The sequence below is a fragment of the Nitrosomonas communis genome (genome assembly GCF_900114745.1).
GTDB lineage: Bacteria > Pseudomonadota > Gammaproteobacteria > Burkholderiales > Nitrosomonadaceae > Nitrosomonas > Nitrosomonas communis_A.
The window spans coordinates 38,771-52,570 of record NZ_FOUB01000025.1 but is presented as its reverse complement, the minus strand read 5'-3'; the positions used below and the strand labels follow the sequence as shown (position 1 = coordinate 52,570).

Here is a 13,800-nt window from a genome sequence, read left to right as displayed (position 1 = left end):
GAACAGATAACGAAGAAGGGGGTTCAGGCTGTGATACCGAGAAAGCGCAACTCGTTGAAGGGTAATGCAGATATGGATTGGGGTTTATATCAATATCGGCATTGGCTGGAGAATGCTTTTGCCAGGCTAAAACAGTATCGGGCAATAGCAACGCGATACGACAAACTGAAGCGAAATTACGAGAGTATGGTAGCCATAGCGTGTGGATATCTGTGGCTACCTATGTGAAATGTCAACAGACCCTAGTATCTGACACGTACCCGATAGGTTAGCGTGGCTTCACTCTCAGCTGGAATAGGTATTTTCCATTCAACCATGCCAGATGATAGCTTAGTGTGAGGCGTTGATTCAGATAACATGGTCCAGTCTCCTGGAATGGGTTCCTGTACTTTTACTGTGACTGCTTCTTTCTTGACGTTTCTTAGGGTAATTTGATAAGCCGTTTCAACGATGCTGCTATGACCTAGCGCGCCAGAGATTTGTTGAAAATCGGTTTGTAGCTTATCAGCGGTCATATCAAAGGTACTCCCAAGGCTGAGACGGACCAACTCATTTTGAGGTATATGATCGATCTGATCTTCACCGATAAATTGATTATTTCCTCGGGTATCTTTTTTGTAAACTCGAATAATTCCTTTTGGGAGCGGTATTCCCAAGCCTTCACCCTTATTAGCAAAACTGATGAATACGTTAGTTTTTAGTTTCTGGCTGATTATATTGTATTGTCCTGAGTAATAATAATCGGCACCTTGCAGAATAAATTCTTTGCTGACTGGAATATGAGTTGCAGACATGAGTGCAACCTGTTTAGTCTGGTTTTCAGCAAGTGTGATAGGGCGCGGTGATGTATGAAGATGATATTCAAAGAGTGCTTCTTTTTTCATTTGCGCGCTATCAGCTACTTCTCGCGCAAATGTCATCATTTTTTTGGAGATAGGCTGTTGAGGGTAAATTCGATGAACATCGCCTGCCACTAGTTGCAACCTGGCATTATGATAAGCTATGCCACTTTGATTGGTGAATGTTACAAGACCATTGAGATCAAGCCAATTATCATCTGCATTCAGATCAGCTACATAGTCGGCATGCCAGGATAAGCCGGACGTCAGGTAGGATAGCTCAAGATCATGCTTGCCTTGGGATGGGCTAATCAGTGAAATGAGTAATGTAGGTTTGTCACGCAGATTTTCAGGTAAACTAGGAAACACGATTCGTCCAGGTACACCGCTTTCAACTCGGTCAATAAATTTCAGGATAATTCCTTCATTAGTCGAAAGGACTGTGGCTACTTCGCTTGTTTCAGAACCAGTTGCAGGGTTGGTGCGTATAACGGTTACTTCTTTACCTGAGTACTTTTCCAGTAGTTTTTTCGGAGTGAGTACATCGAGATCAAAATATTGCTCTAGTAAGAGAAATCCTGAAGAATAAGCAAGGTTGCGTAATAGCGCAGTTTCAGGGCGTATCTGCGCAGAGACTTCCTGCCAAGCCAGCTTGTTGAAAGCTTGATCCAGTATAACGCTACGTAAGTCTTTTATTAATGCTAGGTTCTCGTTATAAATAGTAACAACGATGTTCTTCTGATCTTGGGAGGTAGTAACTCTTTCGTTTGTTATTGCAGTCGCATAACTTATAGGAATAGAGATACTCATTACTGCTATTGCAAGTACTATGATTTTACAACGAATTTTTTCATCACTATACTTTTTGTCTGCTGCTAAATGCATCTTGCCCAGCCATTCCATTATCATAGTTTACTTTTGGATTGGAAATAGTGTTTTTTTTACATTATTTTAGTTATTTCAACATGTTCTGTGATATCTGTCGAGTCTTTGTGTTTAGCTTGAGACGTTTATGCCATTTCTTCCGCACTCGTAACGGCTTGCTTATTAGCTTGATTGAGGAGAGCTTAGTCAATAGCTTAATTTTTAGTTAACTACTTTTTGAGTAGCTTCTATGCCGTCTTCTTTGTATGATAGCTTTATAATATGTAAAATTCTTTTATTTGGATAAATATTGAGAATGGCCAAAACGCTCAACATACTGCTGGTAGGATATTCAGCCAGAGATGCTGAGCATATCTGTCAGGCACTCAGGGCAGGTGGTTTATGCTTTAATTCAGAATGTGTCAATATCATTCAAGCCTTTCCGAAGGCACTCGTCGGATTTTCATGGGATATGATTTTATCTGATGATACAATACCTGAACTAGGTGCCGAACAGGTATTATCTCATCTTGCTACGCATCATTTAACCATTCCAGTGATCGTCGTATCCAGCCGTAGAAGTGATGAATCTGCAGCTCATTTGATGAAAGCAGGTGCTCAGGATTTCATTTCTATAACTTGTTGCACGGCAAGATTGGTGCAAGCGATACAGCGTAGTCTGAAGCAAATGGAAACGCTTCAGCATATTCGAGAAACACAGCTTGCGTTGCAGAAAAGTGAAGCACACTTTCGTGCAATTGCTTCGAATTTACCCGGGCTGGTATTTCAGTTTTTATTGAACCAGGATGGCTCTAAAAGCTTTTCTTATGTGAGCGAAGGCTCTGTGATGCTGTTAGGAATTTCGCCAGCCACGTTAATAGAGCAGCCGGATTTATTTACTGATCTGATTTTGCCTGAAGATAGAACTTCTTATAATCAACTCATGCAAGTATCGGCCAAGCGTTTTTCTACTTGGAATTGGGAGGGACGCATTCAAGTTAAAGGGGATCCAGATATTAAGTGGGTCAGTTTACGTGCAACACCACGTCGGTCACTCAATGAGGGTGTTCTATGGGACGGTATAGTCATGAATATTTCACGCAATAAGATGGCAGAAATTGAAATTGCCCGCTCGCATGCGCGACTGGCTGAACTTACTTCTTATCTACAGAAAGTTAAGGAGCATGAGCGTGCAAGGATTGCACGAGAAATTCACGATGATATTGGCGGAACCTTGACAGCAATTAAATGTGAGCTATTGCTCTGTATGGACGCAAAACCGAGAAAACCTGATTTTTACCAGCAGAAAGCAGCCTCGATTGAAGAACTGGTCGATAATGTGATTGACAGCACACGCCGAATAGCAATGGACCTGCGACCAGGGATACTAGATACTAGATTTTGGTATCGTGGCGGCAATTCAGTGGCAAGCAAAGGAATTTAGCAAACGCACAGAAATTCCTTGTCTATTTTGTTGTGACAGTGAAGATATCCCGCTAGATGCAGATTTAGCTAGCGCTATTTTCCGTATTTTTCAGGAAATATTGACTAATATTTCTAAACATGCAGGTGCATCGAACGTTAAAGTCAAGCTGTCTGAAAATGACGGTTGGGTATTTTTGGAAGCGATTGATAACGGACGTGGAATTAGGGAATCAGATATGAACAAACCAGGATCTTTTGGAATACGTGGAATGCGTGAACGTTGTCAACAATTGGGCGGAAACCTTTATGCTAACGGAATACCAGAAAAGGAAACTTGTGTGATAATCCAGATTCCAGTGAATGGCAAAGAATAGTAGCTTTGTAGGTCGTATCATGTATCGAATAATAACAGGCGAGGGAGGGTAGAATGATACGTGTAATGATTGCTGACGATCATGCCATCGTACGCCAGGGTTTGAAACAGATTCTAAGTGAGACGGATGATATTAGTGTAGCCGGTGAAGCAGAAACCGGGTTTGAGGCGATAACAATCGCACGCCAGCAAGTTTTTGATGTGATGCTACTGGATATCTCACTGCCTGACAGAAATGGTATTGAGGTGCTCAAGCAGATTAAAAAAGATCAGCCTAATTTCACTATATTAATGCTTAGCATGCATCACGAAAGTGAATTTGCGATCCGCGCGATTAAAGCTGGAGCAGCCGGTTATCTGAGTAAACAAAGTGCGCCCATGCAACTGGTAACTGCGATTCGTCAGGTTGCAGCGGGGCGCAAGTACATTACGCCATCCCTTGCACAGGAGCTGGCTAACGCAATTACATTAGATACTAACCAACCATTACATAACAGTTTATCTGATCGAGAATATCAGACATTATGTTTGATTGCAGCAGGTAAATCACTTTCAGAAATTTCTACCAGCTTGTGTCTGAGCCCAAAAACAGTCAGTGTTTATCGTGCCCGTCTTATGGAAAAACTTAAGCTAACGAATAATTCTGAATTGGTACGTTACGCTATCAAACATAACTTGGTTGATTAATCTGAGTTACTCCACAAATTACTCGGTAAAGATTAAATATTCCTTGGGATCTCTACCTTATCCCGGCATTTGACTGAGTTTATCCTGTTAAGGATCTGCAAGTGTTTTCTTATGACTCATTCCATTTCTAAATCAAAACTGACTTTATCGGCTTCACTTTGCCGTATTATTTATACTGTCTGCGGCTCGCCCTCACGTCATTTTTGATTTGGAAATGGAATAAGGTTGGAGGAAATTTAGAATAAAGCTAGATTTCCATTTTAATTTCATTTATTGAATCATACTGAGTTTGTTAGTCTACGGATAGCAGTAGATTATTCCTGCAACGGCTTCTTCTTTCTAATTAATCAGTGTTGGCTTGAGCTTGACCGGGATAATCATCTTGTTCCTAGTGTTATCAATGAGAGGTTACATTATTATGCAAACTTTGAGTGAAATGCGATTAAAACTGGTTAAGTCATCCGAAGTTGGAGAGGAAAATGAAACAAGTGAGGAAAGCAGCAAAGCATTGTTAACCGTTGATGAATATTATCAACACGCTGAGCAGTATGCGCGGGAAATCAGAAAAACTCATGATGTTAATGAGATAATTAGAATTCTTGATGCTGTTTTGTCTGAAACCAGGGATTTGCATCAAAGCGATGAGATGTCCAATTCACGGCAAAAGATTTCCGATACTGAGCAAAAAATTGAATCTCTGAGACATGAGCTAGCACTCATCAGAGAGTTAGTGCATACCGATCAGATGACTGGCTTGTTTAACCGACGCGGGCTGGATGAACATTTTATCCGTGAAGCTGCCCGTGCTGACCGAAGCAAAAATCCGTTATGCATTATACTGATTGATCTGGATAACTTTAAAGAAATTAATGAGACTTATGGTTATCCATTTGGCGATAATGTTCTGATCTCTTTGGCGAGAATCATGAAGAATGCGTTGCGTCCAACCGACGTGGTTGCCCGTTATGGTGGTGAGGAGTTCGTTATCTTATTGCCTGATACAGAGATCAATGATGCGGTGCGTATCATACAGCGATTACAACGCATGCTGGTTAGCAATCCTGTACTCAATGCAGATAACCAACCGGTATCGGTTACTATTAGTTGCGCGGTGACATTACGTCAAACCGATGAGCATCAGCATACGGTGATTAAGCGAGTTGATGAAGCATTATTTCGTGCAAAAAACATAGGATTATCTCAGATAGAAGTTGCCCTATGATTTCTATCATCTTGGCGCGAACCAGACTCTGATAGCCTCTATTCGCTTAATGTGGCAGGGTATAATAAATATAAATGCCTAATTCATTCTCTTGGTATGAATTGAGCGCTTAGCGCTCATATGCCAATATCGGGGCAAGCCATCTTTCCGCTTCATCCATCATCCAGCCTTTTCTTCTGGCGTAATCTTCTACTTGATCTTTACCAATTTTACCTACGGCGAAATAAGTGGATTCGGGATGCGAGAAATAAAAGCCAGATACAGCCGCGGTAGGAACCATAGCATAAGATTCGGTAATAATGATACCTGCTCGTTTTTCAGCTTCGAGTAAGGCAAACAAAGGTCCTTTTTCGGTATGATCGGGACAGGCTGGATAACCCGGGGCGGGACGAATTCCTTGGTATTTCTCATCAATAAGTTGCTCGTTGGTGAGGGCTTCATCTTTGGCATAGCCCCAGAATTCTCGCCGCACACGCGCATGCATGTGTTCGGCAAATGCTTCAGCCAGGCGGTCAGCTAATGCCTTCAGTATAATGGCACTATAGTCATCATTGGCAGCTTCGAAAGCTTTTATTCGCTCATCGATACCAAAACCAGCACTGACTGCGAATAACCCAATCGTATCAGTGATGCTGCTTTCTTTAGGTGCAATAAAATCTGCTAAACAGAGGTTGGGGCGCCCTGCAGGTTTGACCGTTTGCTGCCGTAAGGTGTGATAGGTCATCAGCACCTTGGCACGTGACTTATCCGAATAAATTTCGATGTCGTCATGATTAACTGTGTTAGCTGGAAAGAGTCCAATGACAGCATTGGCTGTAAGCCATTTTTGCTCAATGATTTTCTTCAGCATCGTTTGTGCATCGCGGAATAGATTGCTGGCAGCTTCACCTACTACCTCATCTTCTAGAATAGCCGGATATCGTCCAGATAGTTCCCAGGCTTGGAAGAAGGGTGTCCAATCAATATAAGGAACTAGTGCTTCTAAAGGATAGTTCTTCAGGGTTCTAATGCCGAGGAAGCTAGATTCAGAAGGAGTATAGTACTGCCAATCTATTTTCAATGCATTTGCACGTGCTTCAGCGAGGGTTAATAATTGTGAGGGACCTTTTTTGTTTTTTTGCTGAGCGCGGATTTTCTCTTGTTCTGCCTTGATTTCCTGCTTATACGCGCTTTGCTGATCCTGAGACATTAATTGGCTGCATACGCCAACAGCCCGGCTTGCATCAGGCACCCACACCGTAACTCCACTATAGTGCGGTGCAATTTTAACGGAGGTATGCACGCGCGAGGTCGTGGCACCCCCAATGAGAAGAGGAATAGTAAAACCTTCCCGCTCCATTTCTTTGGCTACATGCGCCATTTCTTCGAGAGAAGGTGTGATCAAACCAGATAATCCGATAATATCAGCTTGTTCGTTGCGTGCTGTTTCCAAGATTTGCGAACTGGGCACCATCACACCCATGTTGATGACTTCATAGTTATTACACTGGAGGACAACTGCAACGATGTTTTTGCCTATGTCATGGACATCGCCTTTCACTGTGGCAACAACGATTTTTCCCTTGGGTTTAGTGTCACCAGAAATTTTTTTCTCAGCCTCAATGTAGGGAAGGAGATATGCAACTGCTTGCTTCATGACGCGTGCAGATTTGACTACCTGCGGCAGAAACATTTTCCCAGCGCCAAACAAGTCGCCTACTACATTCATACCATCCATCAGAGGGCCTTCGATTACTTCTATTGGTCGTCCCCCTCTGCTTTCTATTTCCTGACGGATGATTTCAGTATCTTCTTCAATATAGGTACTGATTCCTTTGACGAGTGCGTGCGTTAATCGTTGGCGGACAGATTGGTTACGCCAGGCAAGATCTTCAACTTGCTCTTTTTTCTGTCCTTTGAAATTCTCGGCAAATTCAACCAGACGCTCAGTCGCATCTGGGCGGCGGTTAAGCAGAACATCTTCAACTCGTTCGAGTAAATCTTTGGGAATATCCGAATACACGCCTAATTGGCCTGCATTGACAATACCCATGGTCATGCCAGCTTGGATAGCGTGGTATAGGAATGCGGTATGAATGGCTTCTCTGATCGGCTCGTTTCCACGAAAGGAAAAGGAAACATTAGAAACGCCACCGCTGATTTTGACATAAGGCAAAGTTTGTTTGATGACGCGGATGGCTTCAATGAAATCCAGCGCGTAGTTGTTATGTTCTTCGATACCGGTTGCCACCGCAAAAATATTTGGGTCAAAAATAATGTCCTCTGGCGGGAAGCCAACCTGGTTGACTAAAATACCGTAACAACGTGTACAGATTTCAACTTTGCGCGCTAATGTGTCAGCCTGTCCTTTCTCATCAAATGCCATCACGATGACTGCTGCACCATAGCGACGCGCAAGCCTCGCGTGATAAATGAATTCTTCCTCACCTTCTTTTAAGCTGATGGAATTGATAATGGCTTTACCCTGAATACATTGTAGACCTGCTTCAATGACTGACCATTTACTCGAATCAATCATGATAGGCACGCGACTGATATCCGGCTCTGCTGCAATCAAGTTGAGGAAAGTAACCATGGCTTTTTGTGAATCCAGCATGGCTTCATCCATATTGATGTCAATGATTTGAGCGCCATTCTCGACTTGGCTGCGTGCAATGCTCAACGCTTCCGCATAATTGTCATTGAGTATCAGACGGGCAAAGGCTTTTGATCCGGTCACGTTGGTACGCTCGCCCACATTGACAAAGAGTGAGTCATCACCAATATTGAGTGGTTCTAAGCCGGAGAGGCGGAGTTTCTTGGGGATATCCGGGATTCGTCGTGGCGCAATACCTTCTACTGCCTCAGCGATGGCTTGAATGTGGGCAGGTGTCGTGCCACAGCAGCCGCCCACAATATTAACGAAACCCGACTGGGCAAATTCCTTGATTAGTCCTGCGGTATATTCGGGTGATTCGTCATAACCTGTTTCAGACAATGGATTCGGTAAACCGGCGTTGGGGTGAGTACTGGTATATACCTCAGTCACATTGGAGAGTTCTTCAACGTAAGGACGCATTAATTCTGCACCCAATGCACAGTTTATGCCCACTGACAAGGGTTGGGCATGTCTGACTGAATTCCAGAATGCTTCTGGTGTTTGTCCAGACAGATTGCGACCGGAAGCATCGGTAATCGTGACCGAGATCATGACAGGCAAGCGAATATTATTTTTCTCAAAGTACTGCTCAATCGCAAATAATGCTGCTTTAGCATTCAGTGTGTCGAAAATGGTTTCTACTAGCAGAATATCGGCGCCTCCTTCAGCTAACCCCTGTATGGATTGCGAGTAATCCGTCACAAGCTGTCTGAAAGTGATTGAACGGAAACCGGGATCATTTACATCCGGTGAAATAGAAGCTGTTTTGGTCGTGGGCCCGATAACTCCTGCAACAAAACGGGGTTTATCCGGTGTTTTAGCTTCCATCGCAAGCGCTTCTTCACGTGCTAATTTTGCTGCTGCAAAATTCAATTCATATACCAACTCATGCATATGGTAATCAGCCATCGAAGGAGCATTGGAGTTGAAGGTATTTGTTTCAATGATATCAGCGCCAGCCTCCAGGTATTGCGCATGGATAGAACGGATGATTTGAGGCTGCGTCAGCGTTAGCAAATCATTATTGCCCTTGAGGTCATGAGGAAAATCTGCAAAACGGCTCCCTCGATAATCAGTTTCGCTCAATTTGTAACTCTGGATCATTGTTCCCATCGCGCCGTCTAGAAGTAGGATGCGACGAGTAAGCAAGTTTTCCAATAAAGCAGTGCGAAGATGAGTCATGATGGAATGATATTTTTCCGTTAAATACAAAGTAACTGATTATACCCCATGTGATTCCTGCAACATGGTCTGGGGAAGTATTTCCATTTCTGAATCAAAACTGACTTTGTCGGCTTCACCTGCCGTATTATTTATCTTGTCTGCAGCTCGCCTTCGCGTCATTTTTGATTTAAAAATGGAATAACTACTAGCATTTCAGCTCCGGCAGCTCGCTTTGCGAGAGGGTAATAGGTAATTTCCAATACCTTAATCTATTTCTATATCAAACCTGACTTTGTCAGCGCTTTTTATCGTATTATTTTTATATTGTCTGCGGTTTGCGTTCGCGGTTTGCATTCTTTACGCTTGATTTGGAAATAGAATTATTTTTGTGAAGGGAATAAGGGATTAAGTAGTAGCAATGAGTCACTCACTGCGCTAGCTCACTGTTATCAAAATAAAGCCTGATATTGATTTTTCTGTTTCTGCAGAAATTTTAAAATCTTTAGAGCAAAGGTTGTTATTTTTTTATCCCGGTCAATAGCACCCAGTCTTCTTTTTTATTAGCAATATCCATTTCAAACCATTGGCGATAAGTATCGATGACTTGGCTAGCTTGCTCCTCGAGGATACCAGAAAGGGCTAGATAGCCACCTTTGCGCACAGCATTCATCAATATGGGGGCTAGCATAATTAAGGGGTTGGCTAAGATATTTGCGACCACCTTATCAACTTGCCCTTGTTCTTTTTTGTTGGTTTGGGATAAATCTAATGTCGTAGAAAATAATATTCTCTCCGGATCGCAACGATTGAGTACAGCATTGTCACGACTTGCTGCAATCGCATGGGTGTCAATATCAATGCCTAGCACATTACTTGCACCCAGCTTTAGCGCAGCAATTGCCAGTATACCCGAACCACATCCGTAATCGAGTACAGTCTCACCAGATTGTATATTACTGTCTAGCCAGGAGAGGCAAAGTTGAGTAGTAGGGTGGCTGCCAGTACCAAATGCCCGCCCGGGATCAAGAATTAAATTGATTGCGGCCGCATCAGGAGAGGAATGCCAGCTTGGGACGATCCATAATCGTGATGATATTTTGATGGGGTCGAACTGTGCTTGTGTCAATCTGACCCAATCTTGCTCTTCCAGGCGAGCTAAACGGTATTCAGGTTGGGTTGCAAGCTGCAGTGCCTGGGTAACCCATTGCATGATAATTGGAATATCTACATTTTGCTCGAATAATGCGGTGACGGCCGCTTGTTCCCAGATTTCGCCTGTGAGTTCGCCAGGTTCATCAAACAAAGGCTGCTCTTGTTCAGTGCCGGCAGAAGCATCCTGAATATCAACGGATAATGCGCCTAGCTCGAATAGTTTATCACTTAAGATTTCAACATACGCTGCATTGATTTCAATGGTAAGTGATACCCAGGACATTTTAACTGTGGATGACTTCAAGAGGAGTATTTAACCATTTTCCTTACCTGCTTTATTATGCAAAGCAAGTTTGTGTTCTAGATAATGAATTGAAACACCTCCATTAAGGAAATGGGTATCTGATAACAGATCAAGGTGTAGAGGAATATTTGTTTTGATACCATCTACCACCATTTCTGAAAGCGCAATACGCATTCTGGCAATGGTTTGATCTCGATCGTCTCCATATGCGATAATTTTGCCAATCATGGAATCATAATAAGGCGGCACCATATAGTTATGGTAGACATGAGAATCAACCCGAATACCTGGACCACCGGGAGCATGATATTGAGTAATGCGACCTGCCGAGGGGGTTAGTTTGTAGGGGTCTTCGGCATTAATACGGCATTCGATGGCATGGCCTTTGATCACGATGTCTTTCTGCCGTAATGCGAGTTTTTCTCCTGCTGCGACCCAGATTTGGGCTTGAACGAGATCAATGCCGGTAACTGCCTCAGTCACCGGATGTTCTACCTGTAAACGTGTATTCATTTCTATGAAATAGAACTCATTGTTTTCGTAAAGAAACTCAAAAGTTCCCACGCCACGGTAATTGATACGACGACAGGCTTCCGTGCAGCGCTCGCCAATTCTGTCCCGCAGTCGTGGAGGGATATTAGTTGCTGGGGCTTCTTCAATGATTTTTTGATGTCGACGCTGCATAGAACAATCCCGTTCACCTAGATGAACCGCATTGCCATAGTCATCAACCAAAACTTGAAATTCAATATGCCGAGGGTTTTCCAGATATTTTTCTGCATATACAGTTGGATTGCCGAAGGCTGTTAGAGCTTCATTCCGCGTCGTGATGACTGCATTAGAGAGTGCAGCTTCCGTATGGACTACACGCATACCTCGTCCTCCACCACCCCCAGCCGCTTTGATAATAATGGGGTAGCCAATTGATTTGGCGATTTTCTTGATTTCCTCAATAGATTCCGGTAATGCATCATCTGAGCCAGGAACGCAGGGAACACCTGCTTGTCTCATGGCATTTTTTGCGCTGACTTTATCGCCCATTAACCGTATGGTTTCTGGACGTGGACCGATGAAGACAAAGCCACTTTTTTCTACTCTTTCAGCAAAATCAGCATTTTCTGAGAGGAAACCATAACCCGGATGAATGGCTTCAGCATCCGTCACTTCTGCCGCACTGATAATAGCCGGTACATTGAGATAGCTCTGGCTGGATGCAGCAGGACCGATACATACGGATTCATCAGCAAGTTTGACATACTTGGCTTCAGCGTCGGCTTCAGAATGAACTGCAACGGTTTTAATCCCCATGGCACGGCATGCACGTTGAATACGCAAGGCAATTTCGCCTCGATTGGCAATAAGTATTTTCTCAAACATATTTGAGGTGAAATCTGGAAGGGGCTAATTCAAAAGAGCGGATAGTTGAAAAATTATCCAATCACAAATAAAGGCTCACCATATTCAACTGGCTGACCATTTTCAAGTAGAATGGCTTTGATCACACCAGCTTTGTCGGCTTCTATTTCATTAAGAAGCTTCATTGCTTCAATAATACATAAGGTATCACCCACTTTAACGGTCTGTCCGGTTTCTACAAAAGGTTTTGCTCCGGGTGCGGAAGCACGATAAAAAGTGCCTACCATCGGTGATTTTACAATATGTCCTTCCGGTAAACTGGGCTTGGCTTCTGTTTCCATTGGAGCAGTTTCAGTTATACTGGTCGGCATATTTGCTGTTGGGACAGCACCAGCTTGGTAAAATTGAGGTATGGCTGCATAATTTTGTGAGGAGTAGCCGGATTTATTGATACGAACTTTCTCTTCACCTTCAGTAATTTCTAACTCAGCGATATTATATTCTTCAACTAATTCGATAAGTTTCTTTAGCTTTCTTAGATCCATATACAGCCTCCCGGAAACATCCCGTTTACGAGTAATCTAAAATCAAACCTGAGATACAATCCATGATCAAGGTTTGTAAGATTTAGTTTAAAAATAAAATAGAACTTATGTAGTTCGCTAACAAAGTGATGCATCGATACATATCTGAATACGTGGCGGCGGCATATTACTACATATTATTAATTCGTTGTATTACTTATTATTCTTTATCGTTAGTCTTCTGTATATTTTTGATTGAATGCTTAAGTAAAGAACATACTTGTCATTAAAAAATTGAGTTGGAGACTATCGGTCATTTAAAGCGAACTGTAAAGCTAGTTCATAACCTTTTGCCCCTAGGCCGCTGATCACACCAATTGCAAGATCAGAAAAGTATGATTTATGCCGAAATACCTCACGTGCATAAATATTAGAAAGATGTATTTCAATAAAAGGCACTCCTGTTGCGGCTAAAGCATCACGTAAAGCAATACTGGTATGAGTTAATCCTGCTGGATTGATAATAATAAAATCGGTTTCATCATCCATTGCTTGCTGTACCCGGTTTATTAATTCACCCTCACTATTGCTTTGAAAAGTATCTAGCCTTACTTCGGCTGCTAGTGATATTGCAGATAATTTTCTGTTAATATCATCCAAAGTCGTTTTGCCATAGATTTCTGGCTCCCGCCTACCCAGAAGATTCAAGTTGGGTCCATGGATAATCAGAATATTTTTAGTTGATATATTTCTAAATGTCATTATGAAATTATGGCTTTTTTTGCTTAAAATGTACAGATTTTTGGAGATATTCGAAGAATTTAACCGAAATTATTGTTAATTTATTTTGTTCAATTATTTAATCCAATAATTTCTGAATTTTATTATTGATATATTTAGTTATCAAAAGACTTATAATTGCTCACAGCCTCTTAAACCTCTATAATTCCGCCCTTGTCAGTAATTCAGAACGCTGTTGTAGCTCAGTTGGTAGAGCAACTGATTCGTAATCAGTAGGTCGGAGGTTCGACTCCTCTCAACAGCACCATATAAATCAAATGGATAGCGTGATATATTTAAGCAATTTATATAATATTAACTTTGAATCTTCAGTTTAGTCCCAGTTATGGTCCTAGTTGGCATTTTGGTTGCTATTAAATATTCGCTATACAATATGCTATTAGTTATTTATAGCGATCAATAGAAAAAGTTAGAATATTAGAACTCAATAAATTATTTTCTTAATGGTTAC

General features: G+C 42.2%; 11 protein-coding genes, 1 tRNA gene and 1 pseudogene. 6 read left to right on the top strand and 7 right to left on the bottom strand.

The window, feature by feature from the left end; translation table 11 throughout:
* A pseudogene (locus tag BM122_RS10715) lies at positions 1 to 228 on the top strand (IS5/IS1182 family transposase); the annotation flags it as partial.
* 14 nt (positions 229 to 242) lie between these two features.
* Here BM122_RS10715 and BM122_RS10710 read toward each other — a convergent pair.
* The gene (locus tag BM122_RS10710; RefSeq protein WP_143083403.1) at positions 243 to 1,649 is read right to left on the bottom strand and encodes a DUF4139 domain-containing protein; all 1,407 of its coding nucleotides are present in this window, start codon (positions 1,647 to 1,649) and stop codon (positions 243 to 245) included.
* Between the two features lie 370 nt (positions 1,650 to 2,019).
* Between BM122_RS10710 and BM122_RS10705 the strand changes: the two genes are divergently transcribed.
* The 4 genes from BM122_RS10705 (at position 2,020) to BM122_RS10695 (ending at position 5,410) form a co-directional block, all read left to right on the top strand.
* A complete protein-coding gene (locus tag BM122_RS10705; RefSeq protein ID WP_256212000.1) occupies positions 2,020 to 3,147 on the top strand; it encodes a hybrid sensor histidine kinase/response regulator in 1,128 nt (375 codons plus the stop codon).
* Positions 3,113 to 3,502: a sensor histidine kinase gene (locus BM122_RS25115; protein ID WP_256211999.1), complete on the top strand. Its 390-nt coding sequence runs from the start codon at positions 3,113 to 3,115 to the stop codon at positions 3,500 to 3,502. Before BM122_RS10705 ends, BM122_RS25115 begins: the two co-directional genes overlap by 35 nt.
* Positions 3,503 to 3,555: 53 nt before the next feature.
* A complete protein-coding gene (locus BM122_RS10700; RefSeq protein WP_074905551.1) occupies positions 3,556 to 4,188 on the top strand; it encodes a response regulator in 633 nt (210 codons plus the stop codon).
* A gap of 418 nt (positions 4,189 to 4,606) precedes the next feature.
* Positions 4,607 to 5,410, top strand: coding sequence for a GGDEF domain-containing protein (locus tag BM122_RS10695; RefSeq protein ID WP_074905550.1), 804 nt, complete (start codon positions 4,607 to 4,609; stop codon positions 5,408 to 5,410).
* A gap of 109 nt (positions 5,411 to 5,519) precedes the next feature.
* Here BM122_RS10695 and metH read toward each other — a convergent pair whose 3' ends face one another.
* The 6 genes from metH to aroQ all read right to left on the bottom strand — a co-directional run bounded on the left by metH (position 5,520) and on the right by aroQ (position 13,310).
* Positions 5,520 to 9,230 (bottom strand): methionine synthase, encoded by a 3,711-nt coding sequence (metH, locus tag BM122_RS10690; protein ID WP_074905549.1) that lies wholly within the window; start codon positions 9,228 to 9,230, stop codon positions 5,520 to 5,522.
* Between the two features lie 39 nt (positions 9,231 to 9,269).
* Positions 9,270 to 9,392, bottom strand: coding sequence for a hypothetical protein (locus tag BM122_RS25110; RefSeq protein ID WP_256211998.1), 123 nt, complete (start codon positions 9,390 to 9,392; stop codon positions 9,270 to 9,272).
* 337 nt (positions 9,393 to 9,729) lie between these two features.
* The gene (gene prmA, locus BM122_RS10685; protein WP_074905548.1) at positions 9,730 to 10,647 is read right to left on the bottom strand and encodes a 50S ribosomal protein L11 methyltransferase; all 918 of its coding nucleotides are present in this window, start codon (positions 10,645 to 10,647) and stop codon (positions 9,730 to 9,732) included.
* A gap of 30 nt (positions 10,648 to 10,677) precedes the next feature.
* A complete protein-coding gene (gene accC, locus BM122_RS10680; RefSeq protein WP_074905547.1) occupies positions 10,678 to 12,045 on the bottom strand; it encodes an acetyl-CoA carboxylase biotin carboxylase subunit in 1,368 nt (455 codons plus the stop codon).
* A gap of 53 nt (positions 12,046 to 12,098) precedes the next feature.
* A complete protein-coding gene (accB, locus tag BM122_RS10675; protein ID WP_074905546.1) occupies positions 12,099 to 12,569 on the bottom strand; it encodes an acetyl-CoA carboxylase biotin carboxyl carrier protein in 471 nt (156 codons plus the stop codon).
* A gap of 285 nt (positions 12,570 to 12,854) precedes the next feature.
* Positions 12,855 to 13,310 carry a type II 3-dehydroquinate dehydratase gene (gene aroQ, locus BM122_RS10670; protein ID WP_074905545.1) on the bottom strand — a complete coding sequence of 152 codons (456 nt, stop codon included), beginning with the start codon at positions 13,308 to 13,310 and terminating at the stop codon, positions 12,855 to 12,857.
* Between the two features lie 210 nt (positions 13,311 to 13,520).
* On the opposite strand from aroQ, the gene BM122_RS10665 reads away from it, so the two are divergent.
* Positions 13,521 to 13,596 (top strand) — tRNA-Thr (locus tag BM122_RS10665).
* Positions 13,597 to 13,800 lie beyond the last annotated feature (204 nt).